The sequence below is a fragment of the Agromyces hippuratus genome (assembly GCF_013410355.1).
Classification (GTDB): Bacteria; Actinomycetota; Actinomycetes; order Actinomycetales; family Microbacteriaceae; genus Agromyces; species Agromyces hippuratus.
In genome coordinates, this window is sequence record NZ_JACCFI010000001.1 from 1045370 (window position 1) to 1067939 (window position 22570).

The 22570-nt window shown below is 69.9% G+C and carries 26 protein-coding genes, 2 tRNA genes and 1 riboswitch; of the genes, 12 read left to right on the forward strand and 16 right to left on the reverse strand.

Annotation, left to right across the window (positions count from 1 at the left end; all coding sequences use genetic code 11):
* Positions 1 to 63: 63 nt before the first annotated feature.
* The 3 genes from BJY17_RS05045 to BJY17_RS05055 all read left to right on the forward strand — a co-directional run bounded on the left by BJY17_RS05045 (position 64) and on the right by BJY17_RS05055 (position 2069).
* Positions 64 to 957 (forward strand): acyl-CoA thioesterase, encoded by an 894-nt coding sequence (locus BJY17_RS05045; RefSeq protein WP_179550393.1) that lies wholly within the window; start codon positions 64 to 66, stop codon positions 955 to 957.
* A gap of 96 nt (positions 958 to 1053) precedes the next feature.
* On the forward strand, positions 1054 to 1533 hold the full coding sequence (locus tag BJY17_RS05050; protein ID WP_179550394.1) for a QcrA and Rieske domain-containing protein: 480 nt from the start codon (positions 1054 to 1056) through the stop codon (positions 1531 to 1533).
* Between the two features lie 2 nt (positions 1534 to 1535).
* On the forward strand, positions 1536 to 2069 hold the full coding sequence (locus tag BJY17_RS05055; protein ID WP_179550395.1) for a hypothetical protein: 534 nt from the start codon (positions 1536 to 1538) through the stop codon (positions 2067 to 2069).
* Between the two features lie 9 nt (positions 2070 to 2078).
* Here the strand turns inward: BJY17_RS05055 and BJY17_RS05060 are convergent, their stop codons facing one another.
* From BJY17_RS05060 to ssb, 4 genes are all read right to left on the reverse strand, one after another.
* Positions 2079 to 2555, reverse strand: coding sequence for an acyl-CoA thioesterase (locus tag BJY17_RS05060; RefSeq protein WP_179550396.1), 477 nt, complete (start codon positions 2553 to 2555; stop codon positions 2079 to 2081).
* 1 nt (position 2556) lies between these two features.
* Positions 2557 to 4239 carry an energy-dependent translational throttle protein EttA gene (gene ettA / locus BJY17_RS05065; protein WP_179550397.1) on the reverse strand — a complete coding sequence of 561 codons (1683 nt, stop codon included), beginning with the start codon at positions 4237 to 4239 and terminating at the stop codon, positions 2557 to 2559.
* A 5-nt stretch (positions 4240 to 4244) separates the two neighbouring features.
* Positions 4245 to 4709 carry a DUF6993 domain-containing protein gene (locus BJY17_RS05070; RefSeq protein WP_179550398.1) on the reverse strand — a complete coding sequence of 155 codons (465 nt, stop codon included), beginning with the start codon at positions 4707 to 4709 and terminating at the stop codon, positions 4245 to 4247.
* A gap of 124 nt (positions 4710 to 4833) precedes the next feature.
* Complete coding sequence (gene ssb, locus BJY17_RS05075; protein ID WP_179550399.1) at positions 4834 to 5466, reverse strand: single-stranded DNA-binding protein; 633 nt, start codon at positions 5464 to 5466, stop codon at positions 4834 to 4836.
* Between the two features lie 202 nt (positions 5467 to 5668).
* Here ssb and BJY17_RS05080 point away from each other — a divergent pair, with 202 nt between their 5' ends.
* From BJY17_RS05080 to BJY17_RS05090, 3 genes are all read left to right on the forward strand, one after another.
* The gene (locus BJY17_RS05080) at positions 5669 to 6676 is read left to right on the forward strand and encodes an aldo/keto reductase (protein ID WP_179550400.1); all 1008 of its coding nucleotides are present in this window, start codon (positions 5669 to 5671) and stop codon (positions 6674 to 6676) included.
* A gap of 143 nt (positions 6677 to 6819) precedes the next feature.
* A complete protein-coding gene (locus tag BJY17_RS05085) occupies positions 6820 to 7077 on the forward strand; it encodes a hypothetical protein (RefSeq protein WP_179550401.1) in 258 nt (85 codons plus the stop codon).
* A 74-nt stretch (positions 7078 to 7151) separates the two neighbouring features.
* Positions 7152 to 7805 (forward strand): hypothetical protein, encoded by a 654-nt coding sequence (locus BJY17_RS05090; RefSeq protein WP_179550402.1) that lies wholly within the window; start codon positions 7152 to 7154, stop codon positions 7803 to 7805.
* 100 nt (positions 7806 to 7905) lie between these two features.
* Here BJY17_RS05090 and nadE read toward each other — a convergent pair whose 3' ends face one another.
* Entirely contained in the window at positions 7906 to 8727 is an 822-nt protein-coding gene (nadE, locus tag BJY17_RS05095) for an ammonia-dependent NAD(+) synthetase (protein ID WP_179550403.1), read from the reverse strand.
* Between the two features lie 128 nt (positions 8728 to 8855).
* Here nadE and BJY17_RS05100 point away from each other — a divergent pair, with 128 nt between their 5' ends.
* The 6 genes from BJY17_RS05100 (at position 8856) to BJY17_RS05125 (ending at position 12730) form a co-directional block, all read left to right on the forward strand.
* Positions 8856 to 10076 (forward strand): cation:proton antiporter, encoded by a 1221-nt coding sequence (locus BJY17_RS05100; protein ID WP_179550404.1) that lies wholly within the window; start codon positions 8856 to 8858, stop codon positions 10074 to 10076.
* Between the two features lie 30 nt (positions 10077 to 10106).
* A tRNA-Arg gene (locus tag BJY17_RS05105) sits at positions 10107 to 10179 on the forward strand.
* 100 nt (positions 10180 to 10279) lie between these two features.
* Positions 10280 to 10900, forward strand: a complete 621-nt coding sequence (orn, locus tag BJY17_RS05110) for an oligoribonuclease (RefSeq protein WP_179550405.1) — start codon at positions 10280 to 10282, stop codon at positions 10898 to 10900.
* Between the two features lie 44 nt (positions 10901 to 10944).
* Positions 10945 to 11020, forward strand: a tRNA-His gene (locus BJY17_RS05115).
* A 75-nt stretch (positions 11021 to 11095) separates the two neighbouring features.
* Complete coding sequence (locus BJY17_RS05120) at positions 11096 to 11443, forward strand: metallopeptidase family protein (protein WP_129230507.1); 348 nt, start codon at positions 11096 to 11098, stop codon at positions 11441 to 11443.
* A 24-nt stretch (positions 11444 to 11467) separates the two neighbouring features.
* Positions 11468 to 12730: a D-alanyl-D-alanine carboxypeptidase family protein gene (locus BJY17_RS05125; protein WP_179550407.1), complete on the forward strand. Its 1263-nt coding sequence runs from the start codon at positions 11468 to 11470 to the stop codon at positions 12728 to 12730.
* A gap of 15 nt (positions 12731 to 12745) precedes the next feature.
* Here the strand turns inward: BJY17_RS05125 and BJY17_RS05130 are convergent, their stop codons facing one another.
* The 11 genes from BJY17_RS05130 to gatC form a co-directional block, all read right to left on the reverse strand.
* On the reverse strand, positions 12746 to 13000 hold the full coding sequence (locus tag BJY17_RS05130) for a hypothetical protein (protein ID WP_074258791.1): 255 nt from the start codon (positions 12998 to 13000) through the stop codon (positions 12746 to 12748).
* 80 nt (positions 13001 to 13080) lie between these two features.
* Complete coding sequence (locus BJY17_RS05135; protein WP_179550408.1) at positions 13081 to 13662, reverse strand: AAA family ATPase; 582 nt, start codon at positions 13660 to 13662, stop codon at positions 13081 to 13083.
* Positions 13659 to 14432, reverse strand: coding sequence for an energy-coupling factor transporter transmembrane component T family protein (locus BJY17_RS05140; protein WP_218889852.1), 774 nt, complete (start codon positions 14430 to 14432; stop codon positions 13659 to 13661). Before BJY17_RS05140 ends, BJY17_RS05135 begins: the two co-directional genes overlap by 4 nt.
* Complete coding sequence (locus BJY17_RS05145) at positions 14429 to 15919, reverse strand: ABC transporter ATP-binding protein (RefSeq protein ID WP_179550409.1); 1491 nt, start codon at positions 15917 to 15919, stop codon at positions 14429 to 14431. Before BJY17_RS05145 ends, BJY17_RS05140 begins: the two co-directional genes overlap by 4 nt.
* Before the next feature lies 1 nt (position 15920).
* The gene (locus tag BJY17_RS18440) at positions 15921 to 16556 is read right to left on the reverse strand and encodes an ECF transporter S component (protein ID WP_322789752.1); all 636 of its coding nucleotides are present in this window, start codon (positions 16554 to 16556) and stop codon (positions 15921 to 15923) included.
* Positions 16557 to 16595: 39 nt separating this feature from the next.
* A riboswitch (TPP riboswitch) is annotated at positions 16596 to 16705 on the reverse strand.
* 61 nt (positions 16706 to 16766) lie between these two features.
* Positions 16767 to 17099: a hypothetical protein gene (locus tag BJY17_RS05155; RefSeq protein ID WP_179550410.1), complete on the reverse strand. Its 333-nt coding sequence runs from the start codon at positions 17097 to 17099 to the stop codon at positions 16767 to 16769.
* Positions 17100 to 17162: 63 nt separating this feature from the next.
* The gene (locus BJY17_RS05160) at positions 17163 to 18428 is read right to left on the reverse strand and encodes a DNA polymerase IV (protein ID WP_179550411.1); all 1266 of its coding nucleotides are present in this window, start codon (positions 18426 to 18428) and stop codon (positions 17163 to 17165) included.
* A gap of 60 nt (positions 18429 to 18488) precedes the next feature.
* A complete protein-coding gene (locus BJY17_RS05165; RefSeq protein ID WP_179550412.1) occupies positions 18489 to 19103 on the reverse strand; it encodes a hypothetical protein in 615 nt (204 codons plus the stop codon).
* A gap of 108 nt (positions 19104 to 19211) precedes the next feature.
* A complete protein-coding gene (gene gatB, locus BJY17_RS05170) occupies positions 19212 to 20732 on the reverse strand; it encodes an Asp-tRNA(Asn)/Glu-tRNA(Gln) amidotransferase subunit GatB (RefSeq protein WP_179550413.1) in 1521 nt (506 codons plus the stop codon).
* Positions 20732 to 22267 (reverse strand): Asp-tRNA(Asn)/Glu-tRNA(Gln) amidotransferase subunit GatA, encoded by a 1536-nt coding sequence (gatA, locus tag BJY17_RS05175; RefSeq protein WP_179550414.1) that lies wholly within the window; start codon positions 22265 to 22267, stop codon positions 20732 to 20734. The genes gatB and gatA overlap by 1 nt, the downstream gene beginning before the upstream one ends.
* Entirely contained in the window at positions 22264 to 22566 is a 303-nt protein-coding gene (gatC, locus tag BJY17_RS05180) for an Asp-tRNA(Asn)/Glu-tRNA(Gln) amidotransferase subunit GatC (RefSeq protein WP_056009497.1), read from the reverse strand. The genes gatA and gatC overlap by 4 nt, the downstream gene beginning before the upstream one ends.
* Positions 22567 to 22570 lie beyond the last annotated feature (4 nt).

Consider the following 22570-nt stretch of genomic DNA (forward strand, 5'->3'; position numbering starts at 1 on the left):
CGCCCCGGCGGTCACACGCTCAGAGGGTCACGAGCGGTCACCGACCACCGACACGGAGGAACGATGAACGGTCCGATCGACGGCCTGCTGAGCACCCTGCACCTCACCGACACAGGTGCTCGCACCACTGAAGACATCTTCACCGGTCCCTCGCAGTGGATGCCGCTCGGGCGTGTCTTCGGCGGCCAGGTGCTCGCCCAGTCGCTCATCGCCGCGATGCGCACGGTCGCCGACGACCGCACGATCCACTCGATGCACGGCTACTTCCTGCGGCCCGGCGACGTGGCGCACCCCATCACCTTCTCGGTCGACCGGCTGCACGACGGCCGTTCGTTCTCGACCCGTCGCACGCACGCCTTCCAGAACGGCGTGCCGATCCTCTCGCTCATCGCCTCGTTCCAGACCGAAGACGACGGCGTCTCGCACCAGGTGGAGATGCCGACCGACCTGCCCGACCCCGAGACGCTGCCGTCGACGGCCGACGTGCTCGGCGCCTTCGATCACGACATCGCCCGCTACTGGTCGAACGAGCGCGCGTTCGACGTGCGGCATGTCCCCTCCCCCGTGTACCTCAGGGTCGAAGGCGAGCGGGTGCCGCGCCAGGCGGTGTGGATGAAGGCGTTCGGCCGCCTGCCCGACGACCTCAACATGCACCGTGCCGCGCTCGCCTACGCGAGCGACTACTCGATCCTCGAACCCATCCTGCGTGCGCACGGCGTCGCCTGGGCGACACCCGGGCTGAAGGTCGCGAGCCTCGACCACGCCATGTGGTGGCACCGCGACGCCCGTGTCGACGAATGGCTGCTCTACACGCAGGATTCGCCGTCGGCGAGCGGCGGCCGCGGCCTCTCGCTCGGACGCATCTACACCCGCGATGGCGAGCTGGTGGCGAGCGTCGCGCAAGAGGGCATGGTGCGGGTGCCCGAGTCCGCTCGCCCGTCGGCTCCGACTGAATAGATCCTGTGGAATCCACCGTCCTCCACGGATGGTGACCCAGAATGGGTGCCATGGACGCTCGCCGACGCGAGCGACGCGGACGAAGGAGTTCTGGCGATGACCGATCCCACCCGACGCACCATCCTCACCCTGGGTTCCGCCGGCGCCATCGGAGGCGCACTCGCACTTGCCGGCTGTGCAGCGGATGCCCCGAGCCCGAGCGGCTCGGCCAGTGACGCTCCTCCGAGCCTCGTCGAAGATCCGCCGACCGATGCAACCGCGGCGCCCGATGCACCGGCCGTCGGAGGCGACATCGCCGCCCTCGCCGACGTGCCGGTCGGCGGGAGCATCGACACCAAGATCGACGGGGCACCCGCATTGCTCGCGCAACCGACTGCTGGCCAGGTCGTCGCGTTCAGCGCGATCTGCACGCACCAGCAGTGCGTCGTCGCCGCAGCGGGCGACGAGTTCCACTGCCCCTGCCATGGGTCGATGTTCGACGCCGCGACGGGCGACGTCATCCAGGGTCCCGCGCTCGAACCGCTGAGCCCGATCGCCGTCGCCGTCTCGGGCGACCGCATCGTCGCGGCGTCCTGACGATGGACTACACGTTCGCGGGGCTCCCCCTGCACGTGCTGCTCGTGCACGCCGTCGTGGTGCTGACGCCGTTACTCGGTCTGCTGCTCATCGTGATCGCGGCATGGCCTGCGGCGCGGCGGGTGCTGTGGCTCCCGGCCTTCATCGCTGCGGCGCTGCTGCTGCCGCTCGGCCTCGTCACGATCGAGGCCGGCAAGTGGCTCGAACAGCGGGTGCCGCCGGCGCCGCTGATCCAGATGCACACCGCGCAGGGCGAAGACATCGTGCCGTGGCTCGTCGCATTGCTCGTGCTGGCCGCGGCGATCAGCGGTTGGGCGCTCGTCGAGCGCGCCGCACGGCGGCGCGGTGCGGCGGGTGACGGCGCTGCAACCGGGGCTGCGCCGAGCCGCGCCATCCGGCTTGCCGTAGGCGCGGTGCTGACGGTGGGTGCGCTCGTGATCACCGCAGGGTCGACGTGGACGCTCGTGCAGATCGCGGAGGCGGGAAGTCGCGCCGTCTGGGAGGGCTCGTTCAGCGACGAGCCGCTCGAAGACTGAAACGGCGACTCAGCGTCGTCGGAACGCGATCGGGTCGCCGAGGTACGGCTCCCACGCCGCGCGTTCGGTGTCGCCGATGCGGCGCGGCCGCTCGGTCACCGCATCGACGAGCACGATGGTCGTGACCGCGCGGGTGTACAGCACGCGTGGATCGACGCCGGCCGGCGAGTAGACCTCGTAGCAGACGTCGAGGCTCGCCCCGCCCATGTGGCCGATCCAGAGTTCGATGTCGACCGGCTGACGCTGATACGGGATCGGCGCGAGGTACTCGACCTCCTGGCGCGCGATCAGCGTGATCGTGGTCGCGCCGGGAGTCGCATCGAGCACCGCCGTCGATGCGCCGGCAGCGTGCTCGGACGTGTCGTCGCTCACCCAGAACGCCTGGATGCGAGCCTCCTCGAGGAGGCTCAGCATCCGGGCGTTGTTCACGTGCCCGTAGGCATCGAGGTCGCTCCACCGCAGCGGAGTGGGCACGTGCAGGCGCATGTCAGTCCCTGGTGAGCTTGCGGTAGGCCGAACGGTGCGGCTTCGCCGCGTCGGGCCCGAGCCGCTCGATCTTGTTCTGCTCATACGACTCGAAGTTGCCCTCGAACCAGTACCAGTTGGCGGGGTCCTCCTCGGTGCCCTCGTACGCGAGGATGTGCGTCGCGATGCGGTCGAGGAACCACCGGTCGTGGGTGATGACCACGGCGCAGCCGGGGAACTCGAGCAGCGCGTTCTCGAGGCTCGAGAGAGTCTCGACGTCGAGGTCGTTGGTCGGTTCGTCGAGGAGCAGCAGGTTGCCGCCCTGCTTCAGCGTGAGCGCGAGGTTCAGGCGGTTGCGCTCACCGCCCGAGAGCACGCCGGCCTTCTTCTGCTGGTCGGGCCCCTTGAAGCCGAACTGCGAGACGTAGGCACGCGACGGGATCTCGGTCTTGCCGACGATGATGTAGTCGAGGCCGTCGGAGACCACCTCCCACAGGTTCTTGTTCGGGTCGATGCCGCCACGGCTCTGGTCGACGTAGGAGATGTCGACCGTCTCGCCGATCTTCAGTTCCCCGCCATCGAGCGGCTCGAGCCCGACGATCGTCTTGAACAGCGTCGTCTTGCCGACGCCGTTGGGGCCGATGATGCCGACGATGCCGTTGCGCGGCAGGCTGAAGCTCAGGTCTTCGATGAGGATGCGTTCGCCGAAGCCCTTGCGCAGCTTCTTGGCCTCGATGACCTGCGCGCCGAGGCGCGGGCCGACGGGGATGACGATCTCCTCGAAGTCGAGCTTGCGCGTGCGCTCGGCCTCGGTCGCCATCTCTTCATAGCGGGCCAGACGCGCCTTCGACTTCGCCTGGCGCCCCTTCGCGTTCGATCGGACCCACTCGAGCTCTTCGGCGAGGCGCTTGGCGAGCTTGGCGTCCTTCTTGCCCTGGACGCTGAGGCGTTCCTGCTTCTTCTCGAGGTACGTCGAGTAGTTTCCTTCGTAGGGGTAGAGGCGACCGCGGTCGACCTCGCAGATCCACTCGGCGACGTGGTCGAGGAAGTACCGGTCGTGCGTGACGGCGAGCACGGCGCCGGGGTACTTGGCGAGGTGCTGCTCGAGCCAGAGCACGCTCTCGGCGTCGAGGTGGTTGGTGGGCTCGTCGAGGAGCAGCAGGTCGGGCTTCTGGAGCAGCAGCTTGCAGAGCGCGACGCGGCGCTTCTCACCGCCCGAGAGCACGGAGATCTGCTCGTCGCCCGGCGGGCAGCGCAGGGCGTCCATCGCCTGCTCGAGCTGGGAGTCGAGGTCCCAGGCGTCGGCGGCGTCGATGGCCTCCTGCAGCACGCCCATCTCGGCGAGCAGTGCATCGAAATCGGCGTCGGGCTCCGCCATGGCCAGCGAGATCTCATTGAAGCGGTCGAGCTTCGCCTTGATCGGGCCGACGCCCTCCTGCACGTTCTCGAGCACCGTCTTGGTCTCGTCGAGCACCGGCTCCTGCATGAGGATGCCCACGGAGAATCCGGGGCTCAAGCGCGCCTCGCCGTTGGACGGCTGGTCGAGACCCGCCATGATCTTGAGGATCGTCGACTTGCCGGCACCGTTCGGGCCGACCACGCCGATCTTCGCTCCGGGAAGGAATGCCATCGTCACGTCATCGAGGATGACCTTGTCGCCGACCGCCTTGCGGGCGCGAACCATCGAGTAAATGTAATCAGCCATGTCGCCTACCAGTCTATGGGGCGGGTCTGCCCGACGAGACAGGTGCCGGTGCCGAGCGGCGGGCGGACCGCCCCGTGATATCCGTCGGACTTCGGACCGTACTGGCCGACGAGGCATTCGCCCTGGAAGAGCACGGAGAACTGGACCGAGTCGGCAGGGTCTCCGATCGTCGTCGTGTCGGCGGTGACCTGCATCTGCGCCTTGTCGAACCCTGCGGCCGCGAGCGCATCGATGAAGTCCCGCCCGCCGGCCGCGGCGTTCGCCGCGATCACACCGCCGTTCACCCAGTCGAAGTAGGGCTGGTTCTCGGTCGCGGAGAGCTCGGGACGGAACTCCGGTGCGGTCGGTGCGGCGGCGCCCGGGGCGGACGGCGTCGGCCGTGCGGTCGAGGGCCCCGTCGGCTCGGGATCGTCGAACGTGCAGGCCGTCAGGCCCACGAGCATCGCGACCCCGGCGAACGCAAGGGCCACGCTGGTACCGAACCGCCGTCTCATCGTTCCCCTCACCGGCGGTGGCGACCGCCCGAGCCGATTCTAGGCGGTGCGCCCTCGAAGGCGGCTCGGGCGGGCCGTCGGCGGCCTCGGACACTCCCGATCAGCCGGCGAACGTCGATTCGAGTTCGGGCAGCACCAGGTCGTCGGCATCGTCGGAGCCGCTGTGCGTCTCCGCGTCGACGTCGACGTCGGCGTCGGCATCGACGTCGCCTTCGGAGCCGAACCCGAGCGACCGCAGCGGAGCGGTGCCGGGCCACGCGGACGAGCCGTCGTCGGCCACCGGGTCGGCGCCGATCGCCGTCGCGTCGTAACCGGCGACCGCGTCGCCCGATTCACCGTGCGACGACGCCGCTGCCGCGGCATCCGCCGGTCGCGTGGACCGCACTTTGGCGTAGGAGGTCACGCACCAGGCGAGGTCGTGCCCGATGGAATCGGCCTCGATCTCGACGGCCGTGCCCGACCGCTCGCCGGTCTCCCAGGCCCGCAGCCGCAGCCGACCGCGGATGATGAGGCGCTCGCCCTTGCGGATCGAGAGGCTCGCGTTCATGGCGAGCTGGCGGAAGGCGGAGACGGTGTACCAGTTGGTCTCCCCGTCTTCCCAAGTGGCCTTCGCGCGATCGAACACCCGCCTGGTCGAGGCGAGCCGGAACGTGGTGATGGCGAGTCCGCCGCTGGTGACGTGGTGCTTGGGATCGGTTCCCACGACTCCCGTCACGGTGATGATGTCGGTCATGTGCTGCACTCCTCGGTCGGATGCCGTCGCGAGTCGACGGCACGCGGCTCCGGGAGGCGCTCGTGCCGGATCGTCACCCCGGAGCCGCGTTCCGTTCAGCATCGAGGGCCGTCCGAGGCATCCGCATGCCTCGTGCGCAAGTGGTGCGGAAGCCGGCCGTCACGCGACTGTGGAGGACGAGTCGGCGACCTAGAGTTGCTCCATGAGCTACGTCGCCCTCCCCGAACGCTACGACCGCATGCAATACAACCGGGTGGGCCGCAGCGGCCTGAAGCTCCCGGCACTCTCGCTCGGCCTCTGGCACAACTTCGGCCACGAACGCCCCTACGACACCCAGCGCGCGATCGTGCGCCGCGCCTTCGACCTCGGTGTCACGCACTTCGATCTCGCGAACAACTACGGGCCGCCTCCCGGCAGCGCCGAGGTGAACTTCGGTCGCATCCTCGCCGACGATCTCGCGCCGTACCGCGACGAGCTCATCATCTCGTCGAAGGCCGGCTACGACATGTGGCCCGGCCCGTACGGCGAGTGGGGTTCGCGCAAGTACGTGCTCTCGTCGCTCGACCAGAGCCTCGGGCGTCTCGGCCTCGACTACGTCGACATCTTCTACTCGCACCGCCCCGACCCCGAGACGCCGATCGAGGAGACGATGGGTGCGCTCGCGACGGCGGTGCGACAGGGCAAGGCGCTCTACGTGGGCATCTCGAACTACGACCCCGACCAGACCCGCGCCGCCGCGGCAGCGCTCGAAGCCGAGGGCGTGCCGCTCCTCATCCACCAGCCGCGCTATTCGATGTTCGACCGTCACATCGAAGACGGCCTGTTCCCGGCGCTCGAAGAGGTCGGCGCCGCGAGCATCGTCTTCTCGCCGCTCGCGCAGGGCCTCCTGACCGATCGGTACCTCGGCGGCGACGTTCCCGCCGACTCCCGGGCGGCGACGAGCCGGTTCCTCTCTCCCGACACGATCAGCGGCGAGTACCTCGAGCGCGCCCGCGCGCTCGATGCGATCGCGAAGGAACGCGGCCAGACGCTCGCCCAGCTCGCCCTCACCTGGGTGCTGCGCCAGCCGCTCGTCGCGAGCGCGCTGATCGGCGCCTCGAGCGTCGCCCAGCTCGAGCAGAACATCGCCGCGCTCGACGCGGCACCGCTCACCGGCGACGAGATCGAGCGCATCGAGCCGTTCGCCGCGCACGGCACCGTGCTCGGCTGAGCACGACGGGGCTCCGCGGTGCCCGGCCGAACTCGGCCGGGCACCGCCGCTCGGCGACGGCTCGCGAACACCGATCGGATGTCGGTGGCCCGCCGTACGCTCGTGACACACCGCAGGGCCGGCTGCATCACGAGAGGAGCGACATGTCCGCCATCGCCATCAACGCATCGCGCACGCGAGAGCCGTTCCCCGACGTCGTGCCCGGCCTGCAGATCTCCCCGGCCGCGCCGGGCCTGTGGCGAGTCACCCGCCCGCAGGGCGCGGTGCTCGGGCACATCGAGCAGCGCGGCTTCGGCGACGAGGTGCGCTTCGGGGCGAAGCGACTCGTCGCAGGAGGCATCCGCTCGATCGAACTCGGCGAGTTCTGGTCGTCGCGCGATGCCGCCGAGGTCTTTCGCTGAGCTCGCGCGACGCGTATTCGGGCGCGCCGTCGACGCTCGATCGTCGAGCCGCACAGCGGGGGTAATCTGCGGCCATGCAGTGGTGGAACGATCTCATCTCCTGGCTCGGTACGAGCGCTTCGCGGCCCACGGTGTTCTCCGCCGTCGTGCTGTTCTTCGCGGTGCTCGCCGCTGGGCTGCTCGCCGTGTGGATCGCCAATCTCGCGATCAAGCGCCTCGTCGCGCAGCGCGATCGCGAGGCGAAGGCCGCCGCGATCGCCGCACTCGTCGACGCTGCGACCGAGGCGTCGGTGTGGAACTCGCTGACGCCGCAAGAGCAGGTGCTCGCCGACCGCGCCGTGGGCCAGGCCGACATCATCGTGCGACTGCTGCCGATCCGCGGGTCGGATGTCGCGGCGAACTGGGCGGCCCACCAACTCCACGAGCTCAAGCGGGCGTCGGCCACGTTCGGATACCAGCTCGACCCCGCGGTCGTGGAGTTCCGTGACCGCCTCCTCGAGTGGCAGCGCCACCCCGGGCGCACGCGCCGTCAGTTCCTGAACGATCTCGCCCGCTGGCGCACGCAGCGTCAGGAGCCCGAGCAGTCCGCCATCGACCAGCAGGACGCGTGGGTCGCCGAACAGCACCAGCAGCGGTATCAGGGCAGCGTCACCATCTCCGACGACGCCACCACCGAGACCGCGAACACCGCACCGACTCCCACACTGCAGGGCGATCAGCTGCGCTGAACCGCGCTCGCGAACGCTACGCCGAGCTCTCGACTGCGCCTTCGACCGCACGAGCGATCTCACTGCGGCGTTGCAGGCGTGACACGCGCATCGGGGGCGCTCAGCGCCACCAATCGTCGAACATCGACACCGGAACAGTGCGCTTGTGGCACGTCTGCAGGAAGCGCGCTTCGATGCGCTCGGCAATCGACTCGTCGATCTCCTCGCCCTCGAGGTACGCGTCGAGATCGGCGTAGCTCAGGCCGAGGTTCGCCTCGTCGGACTGACCGGGGTTCGTGTCGAGCAGATCTGCCGTCGGCACCTTGAGGTACAGGCGCTCGGGAGCACCGAGGTGCTCGAGCAGCGCCCGCCCCTGACGCTTGGTGAGTCCCGTGAGGGGAAGCACGTCGGCTCCCCCGTCGCCGTACTTGGTGAAGAAGCCCGTGACGGCCTCGGCCGCGTGATCGGTGCCGACCACCAGCAGTCCGCCCTCGCCAGCGAGGGCGTACTGCGCCACCATCCGCATGCGCGCCTTGACGTTGCCCTTGCCGAAGTCGCTGAGCGGCACCTCGGTCGCCGCCGCGAAGTCCTCGGTGAGCCCGTCGACGCCGCCCTTGATGTTGAAGACCACGGTCTCCTGCGGCTGGATGAAGTCCAACGCCAACTGAGCGTCGTCTTCATCGCGCTGCACGCCGTACGGCAGGCGCACCGCGACGAACCGCGACGGAGTCCCCTCGGCGTCGAGTTCGTCGACCGCGATCCGGCACAACCGACCAGCGAGCGTGGAGTCCTGGCCGCCGCTGATGCCGAGCACGAGGCCGTTGGCTCCCGTCGCGCGCACGTACGACTTCAGGAAGTCGATGCGGGCACGCGCCTGCTCGGCGGGGTCGATGACCGGGGTGACGTTGAGTTCGGCGATGATTCGCGACTGCAGGTCTCGCATGCCACGACCATACCGTCGTCATGTTTCCGGCAGGCGAACCGGATGCATCCGGGGGCCACCGCGGCGTCGCCCGCGCGCTCCGCTAACATCTCGACAGGCATCACCTGCCGCCCTGAACGGAGTGCCTCTTGGAGATCTCGATCGGAACCATGGTGCTCGTGCCGGCGATCGCCGTCGCGGCGCCGCTGCTCGTGCGCGCGATCGGCAAATGGGTGGCCATACCCCTCGTCGTCTTCGAGATCGTGCTCGGCCTCCTGCTCGGCCCGGCGGTGCTCGGATGGATCGTTCCCGACGACTTCATGACCCTGCTGGCCGACTTCGGCCTGGCCATGCTCTTCTTCCTGGCGGGCAACGAGATCGACTTCCGAGCCATCCGCGGTCGGCCGCTGAGCCGCGCGGCGATCGGATGGATCATCTCACTCGCGGCGGGCATCGGCATTGCGACGCTCCTCGCTGCGGACCTGCCTGCGGCGGCGTTCATCGGCATCGCGCTGACCTCGACGGCGCTCGGCACGATCATGCCGGTGCTGCGCGATTCGGGCGACCTCGGCACCCCGTTCGGCATCGCGGTGATCGCCCTCGGCGCCGTCGGCGAGTTCGGGCCGCTGCTCGCGATCTCCATCTTCCTGAGCGGGCGCAGCCCTCTGCTGGCCACCATCGTGCTGCTCTCGTTCGCCGTGATCGCGGGCATCGCGATCTGGTTGGCGGCCAAGGGTGTGGGCAGGCGCATGCACCGGGTGATCACGGCGACGCTGCACACGAGCGGACAGTTCGCGGTGCGACTCGTCATCTTCGTGCTGCTCGCGCTCGTGGCGCTCAGCATCGTGCTCGATCTCGACATGCTGCTCGGGGCATTCACCGCCGGCGTGCTGTACCGCCTGCTGATCTCCGGTGCCCCGGAACGCGACGTCGAAGTGGTCGAGACGAAGCTCGAAGCGGTCGGCTACGGGTTCCTGGTTCCCGTGTTCTTCATCAACACCGGAGTCGCGTTCGACCTCGAATCGCTCTTCGCCGACGTGCGCACGACGGTGCTGCTGCCCGTGTTCCTCGTGCTGCTGCTCGTCGTTCGCGGCCTGCCCTCGCTGCTCGCCGCCCCGGCCGGTTCGAGTCGGCGAGATCTGGTGGCGACCGCGCTGTTCGGCGCCACGGGTCTGCCGATCATCGTCGCCGTGACAGCGATCGGCGTCGACAACGGCGACCTGCCGAGCGGCACCGCGGCCGCACTCGTCGGTGCTGGCATGCTCTCGGTGCTGCTCTTCCCGCTGATCGCCCTCGCCATCCGCAAGGGGCGGTCGGATGCCGTGACCCGCACCAGCGAAGACGATCCCCTCGTCCCCGTCGAGGGCTGACCCGGCTCGCCCCGGTATGCTGGCACCGCCGCCCCCGTAGCTCAGCGGATAGAGCAGGAGCCTTCTAATCTCTTGGTCGCAGGTTCAATTCCTGCCGGGGGCACTCCTGTAGCCGATCCCTTCGAAGCCCGGGCCGAGCGCCCTCGTGGATCCTGCGATACCGCCCGAGCAGCGCCGTCGGTGCGCCCGGATAGACTCTCTGCATGCCTTCTTCGAGCGACCGCCTGGTCTGGATCGACTGCGAGATGACCGGACTCGACCTCGAGGTCGACGAGCTCGTCGAGATCGCGGTCATCATCACCGACTACGACCTCAACCCCGTCGACGCCGGTCTCAGCATCGTCATCAAGCCCGATGCCAGCGCACTCGAGAACATGGGCGACTTCGTTCGCGAGATGCACACGACGTCGGGCCTCATCGAAGAGATCCCCAACGGCGTGAGCGTCGCCGACGCCGAGTACCAGGTGCTCGAGTACGTGCTGCAGCATGTCCCCGACGAGCAGAAGGCTCCGCTCGCCGGCAATTCCATCGGCACCGACCGCGCGTTCCTCGCGAAGTACATGCCGCGGCTCGACGCGCACCTGCATTACCGCAGCGTCGACGTCTCCTCGATCAAAGAACTCGCGAAGCGCTGGTTCCCGCGCGCCTACTTCAACTCCCCCCAGAAGAACGGCGGGCACCGCGCCCTCGCCGACATCCAGGAGTCGATCCGCGAGCTGCACTACTACCGTCGCGCGGTCTTCGTCGCCGAGCCCGGCCCCTCGACGGCCGAACTCCAGAGCCTGTCTGCAGCCGTGGTGAACGAGTTCGCCTCCAAGGTGTAGTAGTCTCTTTGAGTTGCCAGATCGCGTCAAGCGGTCGACACATGGTGGGTATAGCTCAGTCGGTAGAGCGCCTGGTTGTGGTCCAGGAGGTCGCGGGTTCAAGCCCCGTTACTCACCCCAATGCTGTTCCCGGCGAAAGCCGCTGTTCTCGGCGAAAGCCGTTTCACGCCCGTCGCACTTCGATCGGAGCCGCTCGTGGAACTCGATGCCGAGGCGTTCGAAACGATCGTCGTCGATGAACTCGACCAGTTGCCCGACGACATGGTCGACGGCCTCGAGAACGTCGTGTTCGTCGTCGAAGACCGACCCGAAGACGGCTCGCTCGACCTGCTCGGCCTCTACGACGGCTTCGCACTGACCGAACGCGATCGCTACGGGTTCGGCGAGATGCCCGACCGCATCATCCTCTACCGCGAGCCGCTCCTCGCGATCTGCGCCGACGAAGACGAACTCCGTGAAGAGATCCACGTCACGTTGGTGCACGAGATCGCGCACTTCTACGGCATCGACGACGACCGGCTGCACGAGCTGGGCTGGGCGTGATCCGCGGCGGGTTACGCTGATTCAATGAGGATGACCCCCGGCCGCATCGTCGGCATCGCCGTCGGCGCGATCGCGATCCTCGGCATCGGGGTCTACGGCCCGGCGATGCTCCTCGGCCCGCTTCCGGCGGTGAACGTCACGGTCGCCGAAGGCGCTGACACGGCACCCGGCGAGGGCGCGGCGCCCGTCACCCTCCCCGCAGACGGCGCGAGCGCGATGGCGGTGCTCGCCGACGACGGCGCAGCCACCACACTCGGAGTGGGCGGTGACACCGAGCCGGTGCCGATCGGCGGCGCCGTGAAGCTCGTCACGGTGCTGGCCACCCTCGACACGCTTCCGCTGCCGGCCGAGGGCGGTGGCCCCGACATCACGATCGGGCCGGCCGACTACACCGACTACCTCCGTTACGTCGCCGAGGACACGCGCACGCTCCCCGTGCTGCCCGGCGAGAAGTGGACCGAACGCGACGTCGTGCGGGCGGTGCTGCTCGCCTCGAGCAACAACCACGCCGACACCCTCGCACGGTGGGCGTTCGGCGGCGTCGACCCGTACGTCGAAGCCGCCAATACCTGGCTCGCCGAGAACGGCTTCACCGCGACGCACGTCGCCGACGCCACCGGGCTCTCGGGCGACAACGTCGGCACTCCCGAGGAGCTCACCCGCCTCGCCGCCCTTGTTCTGGCCGACCCGCGACTCGCCGAGGTCTACGGGATCGCCGACGCGCCGGCGGTGGCAGGCGAGCGGAACATCCCCGACAACGTCGCACGTTCGGGTGAGGCCGGCGTACGGGCGCTCGCGCGCAGCTACACCGACCAGGCTGGCGTGACCTTCGTCTACACCACCACGGTGCCCGGACCCGATGACGAGACGCCGTACCGGCTCGTGGGTGCCACGACGCTCATGCCCGACTACGAGACGCTCGACGCCGCCGTGAGCACGGCCGTGGCCTCGAGTGCCGAGTCGGCGGTTCCGGTCGAGATCATCACGGCCGGCACGCCCTACGCGAGCGTGGAGGCGGCATGGGGCGATCGTGCCGATCTCATCGCTTCGGTCAGCCGAACGGATGCTTCGTGGGGCAACAGCGTCGCCGGGGCATCCGTGACCGTCGAGCCGTTCACGACCGCCTCCGCCGGGAGCGAGGTCGGACGCATCAGCATCTCGACGGGCAACGGCGATGTCGCCTCACCGCTCGAGATGACCAGCGCGATCCGCGACCCGGGGCCCATCTGGCGACTCGCCAATCCCGCCGCCATCATCGGCGCGTTCATCGCCGCCCAGCAGAGCTGACGGCGGGCGACGCCCTCAGTCGTTCTCGTCGTCGGACTCGACGGGGTCGGAGTCGTCGGCGTCGAACCGGAACTGCACGCGTACCTGGCCGTTGACCTCGCGCTCGTCGACAGCGTCGTACCAGAACAGCGATTCGAGGCCGTCGACGGCGGCGACCATGCCGACGCGCGACTCGGGCTTGCCGCCCACGAGGATACGGTGCTCGAACTCCCCCTCGAGCGGGCCGTCGAGGAACTCCGCGACGTACTGTGCTCCGGTGTCTGTGCTCATGCCACTACCGTAGCCCTCGGCGTGCCCGAAACGGCAGGTCGCGCCGCGGCGGTTCGGGCGGCGGATCGCAGCGCGGCGACTCAGGCGCCGGCGACCCGCACACGCACATCGGCGCGGCGCGCGGGCACGGTGCGCGCGACGTACCGGCGCCACTGGCGCTCCCACAGGTCCCAGTACGGGTCGAACGCCCCGGCGTCGCGCGCGAGTGCTCGGCGCTTGCGTACCGGTGGCGACGCCTCGACCCAGATCGCGACGGCCTCGACCGACGACGTCGCGGCGAAGGCCCCGCATCCCTCGATGATGAGCGGATGGCCCGGCCTGCTGTGCTCGACCGAACCGACGCGACCGGCCGCCCAATCCCACGTCCGCCAGGTGCCGACCGCGCCGCGGGCGCGGCGAGCGACGAGTTCGCGCAGCACCTCGGCGCCGACCCGCTCGAGCCCGGTCCAGCCGGGGTAGACGTCGTCGAGGCGTACGAGCTCGGGCGCGCGACCCGGCCATGCCCGCACGAGCGCATCGGCGAGGGTGCTCTTGCCCGAGCCGCTCGGCCCGTCGATCGCCACGACCTGAACGCCCGCAGCACGGCACCGCTCGAGCACCGTGCGCACTGCGGATGCCGCGGGGGCGGTCGCAGCCGCGCCGCCCGACGCGCCCGCGCTCACGCCCACACCGCGTGGTAGGTGCCCGCCCAGACGGCGCAGCCGATCGCGAGCACCGCGATGCCTGCGGCGATGCAGAGCAGCGCGGCATCCGGCCAACCGACTCGGGACTCGCGTGCCCAGGTGCGCGGGTGATCTGAGCCGAACCCGCGAGCCTCCATCGCCGTGGCGAGCTTGCTGCCACGCCGGATCGCGAGCACGAGCAGGGCGAACGCCATGGTCGCGAACCGACGGATCACGCCGTGATCGCCGATGCCGCGCGCACGCCGCGACAGTGCCATCGCCCGCCAGTCCTCCATGAAGAGGCCGACGAGTCGTGCGCCCGCCAGCGCACCGAGCACGAACCTGCTCGGGAGCTTCGCGACCTGGGCGAGCCCGTCGGCCAGCTCGGTCGGGTCGACGTTCATGAACAGCAGCACCGCGGGCAGACCGATCGCGAGCACGCGCACGGTGACGGCGACGGCGAGCTCGATCGAGCCGTCGGTGATGCGGGCGAGCCAGAAGGACCAGTACTCGGTGCCCTCCGGCTGGCCGTAGAGCAGCATGCTGAGGCCGGCGATGGGCGCGGCGATGAGGATCGGCCATCCTCGCGCGAGGAGCACCCTCGGCGTCACCCCCGCGATCGCGAAGAGCACGAGCTGCATGCCGAGGGCGACGGCGGCGCTCACCCAGTCGACGGTGAGCAGCAGGGGCGTCGTGAGCAGCATCGCCGCCGCGAGGCGGCTCACGGGGTTCACGCGGTCGACGAGGTGCAGGCGAGGCGTCGCGATCATGCCGTCGCCTCCATGCGCAGCGCATCGCTGCCGAGGTCGAGGTGCTGATCGCCGAGTGCGTCGAGGTACGCGGCGTCGTGACTGACCGAGAGCAGTGTCGTGCCGTCGTCGACGAGCGCGCGAAGCAGCGTCACGAGTTCGATCCAGGTCAGGCGATCCTGGCCGAACGTCGGTTCGTCGAGGACCACCACCCTGGGCTGCGCGACGAGCGCGCACCCCACAGTGAGCCGTCGCTGCTCGCCTCCCGACAGGGTGAAGGGGTTCGCCTCGGCGAGACGGTCGAGTCCGAGCCGCTCGAGCACCTCGTGGGTGCGCCGTGCAGTCGTCGGGGCATCGAGGCCGAGCGCACGTGGCGCGACCTCGAGCTCGCGCTGCACGGTCGACGCGACGAACTGGTGCTCCGGCTCCTGGAACACGGTGCCGATGCGCGTGAGCAGCTCACGCGACCGCCACCGGATCGGATCCGGCTTGAGCCCGCCGGCCAGCTCTTCCGATGCGCGAACCCGTCCGCCGAGTGGCGGCAGCAGGCCGCCCATGGTGAGCGCGAGCGTCGACTTGCCCGCACCGTTGGGCCCGGTGAGCACCGTCGAGGCTGCCCGCGGCAGCGCGAGCGAGAGGCCGCTGCGCACGACGGCGTCGCTGCGGCGGCCGATCGCGAGATCGATGCCCTCGAGATCGACGACGGATGCCGCGGGCGCGGGCCGCGCCGCGGAGACTCCCGGCGGCACGCCCGGCACCCAGACGCCGGCTGCGAGCAACACGTCGCGCTGCGTCGAGATGACGTGCTGCGGCTCGCCGTCGGCGATGAGACGCCCGTCGCGACCGAGCACGATGACACGCGTGACGAGGTCGATCCAGACGTCGACGCGATGCTCGACGACGACGAACGTCGCGCCGGTGCGATCGAGCGTGCGCGCGACAGCCTGCCGCACCTCATCGACGCCGGCGGGGTCGAGATTCGCGGTCGGCTCGTCGAGCAGCAGCAGGCCGGGCCCCATCGCAAAGGCGCCTGCGAGGGCAAGACGCTGCTTCTGGCCGCCGGAGAGCGCGCTCGTGGGGTGGTCGAGCGGAAGGTCGAGGCCGACCTCGTCGAGGGCACGGCGCACGCGCGCCCAGATCTCGTCACGCGGAACGCCGAGGTTCTCGCAGCCGAAGGCCACGTCGTCGCCGACCCGTGCAAGGATCACCTGCGAGTCGGGATCCTGCAGCACGAGACTCGCCCGTCCGCGCACGGCTCCGGGCCACTCGCCGTCGATGAGCAGCGAGCCGGTCTCCTCGCCCTCTTCGGCCCCGCCGTGCACGCCGGCGAGCGCGTGCAGGAGGGTCGACTTGCCCGACCCCGAAGGTCCGAGCAGCAGCACCCGCTCCCCCGGCGAGATGACGAGGTCGATGCCGTCGAGCGCCGATCGCCGGCGCCCCGCGTGCCGCCACCCCCACCCGCGCGCCTCCACGCGCGCGGGCCGGGTGGCACCGGTTTCACGCTGCACGTCAGACCCGCTGGGCCACGTCTTGACCGGCCGCGAAGCGATTGAGCGCGCCCGTGGCGGCGAGCCCGCGCACGATGAGCCAGCCGAGCAGGCCGGCGAGCACCGCGCCCGAGATGACGACGGTCGTGAAGTAGAGCCCGAGGAACTCGGCCGACTTCGCGAGGTTGCCCGAGGTGAAGAGCTCGAGCGTCCACGCCGCGGCGCCGGCAGCAGCACCCGCGAGCATCGCGGGCAGCAGTCCGAATCGGCGGTACGCGAAGACGGCGAACACCAGTTCGGCGCCGAGTCCCTGCATCACGCCCGAGTAGATCGTCTCGATGCCCCACTGGTTGCCGACGAGCGCCGAGACGATCGCGGCGAGCAGCTCGACGAAGAGCGCCGCGCCCGGCTTGCGGATGATCAACCCGCCGAGCACGCCGCCGATGAGCCAGATGCCGACGGCGATGCCGCCGAGTCCCGGCGTGAGGGCGTCGGCCGCGCTGAACCACGCGTAGCCGACGTTGTTCCAGAAGAGGAAGAGCAGCCCGGTCGCGACGCCGATGACGCTGGCGACGACGATGTCGACGACCCGCCAGCGCAGGTCGCGCGGCTTGCGGGGGGTGGATGGGCTGCTGGTCTCTGATGCTGCAGTGTGCACTGTCGTGCCCTTTCGATTCGTGGAAAGAGGCACGGGAATTTGAGATGTGATTGGCCTCCCTGCGCTGGCATGACCCAGATCAGGTTCGACGGTCGAAGGTTGAGAACCTTCCTCTCAGCCCGGCTCACCGGACTCCCGTGTTCGAGCACGAGTATACGCCGATGGCGCGGGCAGGGACGGCAGCGGCCGACGCCGCGACCGCGCGTGCGGTCAGCGCTTGAGCGCGCGAATCACCATTCGGAGCGCCTTGCCGGTGACCCAGACGAGCGGAGTGGCGACCAACAGCAGCCCGATGAGGTTCGGTTCGAAGCGAACGTCACCCGAGCGGCCGACGTATGCGCCGAGCGGAATGGAGAGCCCGCCACCGCCGCCACCGCCCGCCTGGTCGCCTGCGCCGTCGGAGCCACTGCCTGCGCCGAAGCCGTAGTACCCGAGCGCGACGGGCACGAGCGTGGTGCCGTCGATGTCGACGGGGTCGCCGTAGGAGGTCTTCACGCCGACGCCGGCGACGGTCTCAGCGAGGTCCAGAACGAGTTCAGCCATGAGTCAACGCTACCCGCGCGCTCGCTCGCGAACCACCCCTTGCGTGATTCGCCGGCACCGGGTTCAGCGAACGTCGTCGGCACCGGGCTCGGTGCGACGCGTCGATTCGACGCGGTCTGCGGCGCGCTTCACGAGCGAGGCGGGCCGCACCGCTCCGCGACCGAACCGCGCGGTCACCTCGTCGATCGTGCGCTCGGCTTCGCGCCACTCCTCGTCGGGGTCCCACAGCATCGCCCCGCTGCCCGAGGGCCGGAGCTGTTCGGCCCGCACGCCGATGAGGCGGATGCGAGCCCCGTCTCCGGCGAGCTCACCGAGCGCAGCGGATGCCTCGTCGTAGATGCGTCGTGCGACATCGGTCGGCTCCCCCAGGGTGCGCGACCGGGTGACGGTGCGGAAGTCGCCGTAGCGCAGCTTCAGCACGACCGTGCGCCCCACCACCCCGGCACGACGGAGCCGCACTGCCACATCGTCGGAGAGTCGCAGCAACTCGCGCCGCAACTGGTCGAGGTCGGTGAGGTCGTACCCGAAGGTGACCTCGTGCCCGATGCTCTTCTCTTCACGCCCGATGACGACGTCGCGCGCGTCGACGCCCATCGACAGGTGACCGAGCTTCGCCGCGAGTGCGGGCCCGAGCGCCCGAGCGAGCGCGTCGGCGGGCATGGCGGCCACGTCGCCGACCGTGCGGAGTCCGATGCGGGTGAGCGACTCCTCGGTGACCTTGCCGACACCCCAGAGCGCGGAGACCGGCAGCGGATGGAGGAACTCGAGGGCGCGGTCGGCCGGCACGACGAGCATGCCGTCGGGCTTCGCACGGCTCGACGCGACCTTCGCCACGAACTTCGTCGCGGCGACGCCCACCGAGCAGGTGAGTCCGGTCTCGTCGCGCACGCGCCGGCGCAAGCCCCACGCGATCTCGGCGGGACTGCCGTGGAGGCGCCGGGCGCCGGAGACGTCGAGGAACGCCTCGTCGATCGAGAGCTTCTCGACGAGCGGCGTGACCTCTTCGAAGATCTGCATGACGCGGCTCGAGTAGTGGGTGTAGCTCGCGTAGTCACCACGCAGCACGACCGCGTTCGGGCAGCGTTGCAGGGCCAGCGACATGGGCATGGCCGAGTTGACGCCGTATCTGCGGGCCTCGTAGCTCGCGGCCGAGACGACGCCGCGGCCCGCAGTGCCGCCGACCAGCACGGGCTTGCCGCGCAGATCGGGTCGCTTCAACAGCTCGACGGAGACGAAGAACGCATCCATGTCGACGTGCAGGATCGGTGTCGCCGAGTCGTCGACCGGACCGGTGGTCACTTGGCGCGACGAGCCGTCCTGCTTGCTCATGCTGCGACCCTATCCGCTGCCGCCGTCATCGCAGGCGCCGCCTGCCAACGCCTGGTGCGATCAGAACCCGAAGTCGCCGCCGCCTCCGAAGTCACCGCCACCGAAGTCGCCGAAACCTCCGAAGTCGCCGCCCGAGTCGCCACCGGACGCGTCTGCCCCGCCACCGTCGGATGCCCCGGCCTCGCCGCCATCGGCACCCGCCTCGAATGCCGAAGGATCGGGCAGAAACGCCTGTGCGATCGCCGAACCGACGACGACACCCGCGACGGATCCGAGCAGCGAGCCGGCGAACATGCCGCCGAACGACGGGCCGCCCTGCTGGGGACGGCCGCCCGCGGCATCCGCTCGGTTGAAGGCGCGCTCGACGCTGCCGGGCGCGCGGAGCTCGGCGCGAGTAGCCGCCCTGGCCAGTGCGCTCGGCTCGTCGGAGACGAGTCGCTCGCCGGCGGGCGCCTCTGCGCTGAGCGACACGAAGACGGCCTGGCGCTGCTGCGGAGTGAGCTTCGCGAACGCCTCGGCGTGCACCGCCTCGACCGACTCGGGCGGAGCCGTGCGCAGCAGGTAGCGGTAGCGCTCGACCGCGAGTTCGTCGTCGCTCAGCCTGCGGGCGGGCTGAGACTGCTGCCGCGGCGGTTCGGCGGGAACTGCTCCGAAGAGACGGTCAAGGAATCCCATGTTGTCCTCGTCAATCGTTCAGGGGACGACCACTGTACGGTCACGAGCAATGAACATGCTGAGAGCCGGGCGGGAGTCTCCGCCCGGCTCTCGTGCACATGCGACCGGCTACGCGGTCTGCCCGGCGCGTTCGAGCACGAGCTCGCGCACTCGGGCGGCGTCGGCCTTGCCCTGCATCGCCTTCATCACCGCGCCGATGACCGCGCCGGCAGCCTGAACCTTGCCGTCACGGATCTTCGCGAGCACGTCGGGCTGCGACGCGAGCGCCTCGTCGATGGCGGCGATCAACGCGCCGTCATCGGAGACGACCGCGAGACCGCGGGCGTCGACGACCTGCTGCGGCGACCCCTCACCGGCGATGACGCCCTCGAGCACCTGGCGGGCCAGACGGTCGGTGAGCGTGCCGGCATCGACGAGCTGCGCGAGCTCGGCGACGTGCTCGGGAGAGACGAGACCCGACGCGTCGACGTCGGAGGCGTTCGCGAGACGGGCGATCTCACCGGTCCACCACTTGCGCGCAGCGGCGGGTGTCGCGCCGGCCTTCACGGTCGCCTCGAGCTCGATGAGCAGGCCCGAGTTCGCGACATCCTGGAACTCGAGGTCGGTGAAGCCCCACTCGGCCTTGAGCCGGCGACGGCGCACGGCCGGCGGCTCGGGCAGCGCAGCGCGCAGCTCGTCGACGAGCTCCTTCGACGGCACGACGGGCAGCAGGTCGGGCTCGGGGAAGTACCGGTAGTCGTCGGCGTCGGACTTCGGACGACCCGCGCTCGTCGCGCCGGTGTCCTCGTGCCAGTGACGCGTCTCCTGGATGATCGTGCCGCCACCGGCGAGGATCGCCGCCTGACGCTGGATCTCGTAGCGCACGGCTCGCTCCACCGAGCGCATCGAGTTGACGTTCTTCGTCTCGGTGCGCGTGCCGAGCTTCTCCTGGCCGCGGGGGCGCAGCGACACGTTCGCGTCGCAGCGGAGGTTGCCGCGCTCCATGCGCGCCTCGGAGATGCCGAGCGACAGCACGATGTCGCGGATGGTGGCGACATAGGCCTTCGCGAGCGCGGGCGTGTCGGCCTCGCCGCCGAAGATCGGCCGCGTGACGATCTCGACGAGCGGTACACCGGCTCGGTTGTAGTCGACGAGTGAGTACTCGGCGCCCTGGATGCGGCCCGTCGAGCCGCCCACGTGCGTGAGCTTGCCCGCGTCTTCTTCCATGTGCGCCCGCTCGATCGGCACCGTGAAGACACGGCCGTTCTCGAGCTCGACCTCGATCTCGCCGTCGAAGGCGATCGGCTCGTCGTACTGCGAGATCTGGTAGTTCTTCGCGAGGTCGGGGTAGAAGTAGTTCTTGCGCGCGAACCGGCTCGACGGCGCGATCTCGCAGCCGAGCGCGAGGCCGAGGCTGATCGAGTACTTCACGGCGTCGCCGTTCACGACCGGCAGCGAACCCGGCAGGCCGAGGCACACGGGCGTGATGAGCGTGTTCGGCTCTGCGCCGTGGAACTGCGAGTTCGCCGGGTTCGGAGCCGACGAGAACATCTTCGTCGTGGTGTTGAGCTCGACGTGCACCTCGAGGCCGATGACCGGCTCGAAGAGCTCGAGAGCCTTGTCGAAGTCCATCAGTTCAGCGCGGGCCATCAGAGTGCGCCTTCCTCGGTCGCGGTGAGCTCATGGGTGGAGAGATCGGGAGCCTGGGCGAGGAGCGGGCCGCCCCAACGCGCTTCGAGCAGCTGCTCGAGGGCAGCCCCGACGTTGTACAGACGTGCGTCTTCACGCGCAGGCGCCAGGAACTGGATGCCGACGGGCAGGCCGTCTTCGGGGGCGAGGCCCGATGGCAGCGAGATGCCGGGCACGCCCGCGAGGTTCGCGGGGATCGTCGCGATGTCGTTGAGGTACATCGACACCGGGTCGGCGAGCTTCTCGCCGAACTTGAACGCGGTCGTCGGCGCGGTCGGCGAGGCGAGCACGTCGACGTTGGCGAACGCCGCGTCGAAGTCGCGCTGCACGAGCGTGCGCACCTTCTGCGCTGAGCCGTAGTAGGCGTCGTAGTAGCCCGCCGAGAGCGCGTAGGTGCCGAGGATGATGCGGCGCTTCACCTCGGGGCCGAAACCCGCCTCGCGCGTGGCCGACATGACCTGCTCGACCGTGCCGCCGCCCTCGGGCGTGACCCGGAGGCCGAAGCGCACCGAGTCGAACTTCGCGAGGTTCGACGACGCTTCGGCGGGGAGGATCAGGTAGTACGCCGCGATGGCGTACTCGAAGTGGGGTGCGGAGACCTCGACGATCTCGGCGCCGTTCTTCTCGAGCAGCTCGAGCGACTCGTGGAAGCGCTGGCGAACGCCGGCCTGGAAGCCCTCGCCGTCGAGCTCCTTGATGACGCCGATGCGGAGGCCCGAGACATCCGCTCGACGCACCGCTTCGGCCATCGACGGCCATGCCTCGGGGATCGACGTGGAGTCGAGCGGGTCGTGCCCGGCGATCACGTCGTGGAGGAGCGCCGCGTCGAGCACGTTGCGGGTGACGGGGCCGATCTGGTCGAGCGAGGAGGCCAGGGCGATCGAGCCGTAGCGGCTGACCGCGCCGTACGTCGGCTTCACGCCGACGGTGCCGGTGACGTGCGCGGGCTGGCGGATCGAGCCGCCGGTGTCGGAGCCGAGTGCGAGGGGCGCCTCGAAGGCGGCGACGGATGCCGCGGAGCCGCCGCCCGAGCCGCCGGGGATGCGGTCGAGGTCCCACGGGTTGTGGGTCGGGCCGTAGGCCGAGTGCTCGGTCGACGAGCCCATGGCGAACTCGTCCATGTTGGTCTTGCCGAGCGGGATCATGCCCGCTTCGCGCACCTTCGTGACCGGCGTCGCGTCGTAGGGCGGGATCCAGCCCTCGAGGATGCGGGAGCCCGAGGTCGAGGGCATGCCCTTCGTGACCAGAACATCTTTGATCGCGATCGGCACGCCGGCGAGCGGGCCGAGCGGCGCGCCCGCTGCACGCTGGCGGTCGATCTCGGCCGCGGTCTCGATGGCGCGCTCGCCCTCGACGTGGAGGAAGGCGTGCACGGCGCCGTCGACGGCCGCGATGCGATCGAGGTGCGCACGGGTCGCCTCGACCGAGGAGACCTCGCCGGCGGCGAGCTTGGCGCCGAGTGCTGCTGCGGACAGGCGGATCAGTTCGTCGCTCACTGCTCTTCTCCCAGGATGGCCGAGACCTTGAATCGCGAGTCGTCGGACTCGGGGGCGCCCGCGAGCGCCTCGTCTGCGGTCAGCACCGTCGTGCCGACGACGTCGTCTCGGAACACGTTCTGCATCGGGATGGGGTGGCTCGTCGGCGGCACGTCGGGCGTGGCGACCTCGCTCACCTGCTCGACCGCGTGCATGATCTGGCCGAGCTCTGTCGTGAGGTGCTCGATCTCTTCATCGGTGAGCGCGATGCGGGCGAGGTTCGCGAGATGCGCGACCTGCTCCGCAGTGATTTCGGACATGCTG

Coding starts and splice junctions, on each gene's coding strand:
- BJY17_RS05055 (WP_179550395.1), top strand. CDS start 1,536: ATGGACTACACGTTCGCGGGGCTCCCCCTGCACGTGCTGCTCGTGCAC.
- BJY17_RS05160 (WP_179550411.1), bottom strand. CDS start 18,428: ATGAGCAAGCAGGACGGCTCGTCGCGCCAAGTGACCACCGGTCCGGTC.
- BJY17_RS05155 (WP_179550410.1), bottom strand. CDS start 17,099: ATGGCTGAACTCGTTCTGGACCTCGCTGAGACCGTCGCCGGCGTCGGC.
- BJY17_RS05130 (WP_074258791.1), bottom strand. CDS start 13,000: ATGAGCACAGACACCGGAGCACAGTACGTCGCGGAGTTCCTCGACGGC.
- nadE (WP_179550403.1), bottom strand. CDS start 8,727: ATGCGAGACCTGCAGTCGCGAATCATCGCCGAACTCAACGTCACCCCG.
- orn (WP_179550405.1), top strand. CDS start 10,280: ATGCCTTCTTCGAGCGACCGCCTGGTCTGGATCGACTGCGAGATGACC.
- BJY17_RS05140 (WP_218889852.1), bottom strand. CDS start 14,432: ATGATCGCGACGCCTCGCCTGCACCTCGTCGACCGCGTGAACCCCGTG.
- BJY17_RS05045 (WP_179550393.1), top strand. CDS start 64: ATGAACGGTCCGATCGACGGCCTGCTGAGCACCCTGCACCTCACCGAC.
- gatC (WP_056009497.1), bottom strand. CDS start 22,566: ATGTCCGAAATCACTGCGGAGCAGGTCGCGCATCTCGCGAACCTCGCC.
- BJY17_RS05165 (WP_179550412.1), bottom strand. CDS start 19,103: ATGGGATTCCTTGACCGTCTCTTCGGAGCAGTTCCCGCCGAACCGCCG.
- ssb (WP_179550399.1), bottom strand. CDS start 5,466: ATGACCGACATCATCACCGTGACGGGAGTCGTGGGAACCGATCCCAAG.
- BJY17_RS05060 (WP_179550396.1), bottom strand. CDS start 2,555: ATGCGCCTGCACGTGCCCACTCCGCTGCGGTGGAGCGACCTCGATGCC.
- BJY17_RS05125 (WP_179550407.1), top strand. CDS start 11,468: ATGAGGATGACCCCCGGCCGCATCGTCGGCATCGCCGTCGGCGCGATC.
- BJY17_RS05085 (WP_179550401.1), top strand. CDS start 6,820: ATGTCCGCCATCGCCATCAACGCATCGCGCACGCGAGAGCCGTTCCCC.
- BJY17_RS05090 (WP_179550402.1), top strand. CDS start 7,152: ATGCAGTGGTGGAACGATCTCATCTCCTGGCTCGGTACGAGCGCTTCG.
- gatB (WP_179550413.1), bottom strand. CDS start 20,732: ATGGCCCGCGCTGAACTGATGGACTTCGACAAGGCTCTCGAGCTCTTC.
- BJY17_RS05050 (WP_179550394.1), top strand. CDS start 1,054: ATGACCGATCCCACCCGACGCACCATCCTCACCCTGGGTTCCGCCGGC.
- BJY17_RS05080 (WP_179550400.1), top strand. CDS start 5,669: ATGAGCTACGTCGCCCTCCCCGAACGCTACGACCGCATGCAATACAAC.
- ettA (WP_179550397.1), bottom strand. CDS start 4,239: ATGGCTGATTACATTTACTCGATGGTTCGCGCCCGCAAGGCGGTCGGC.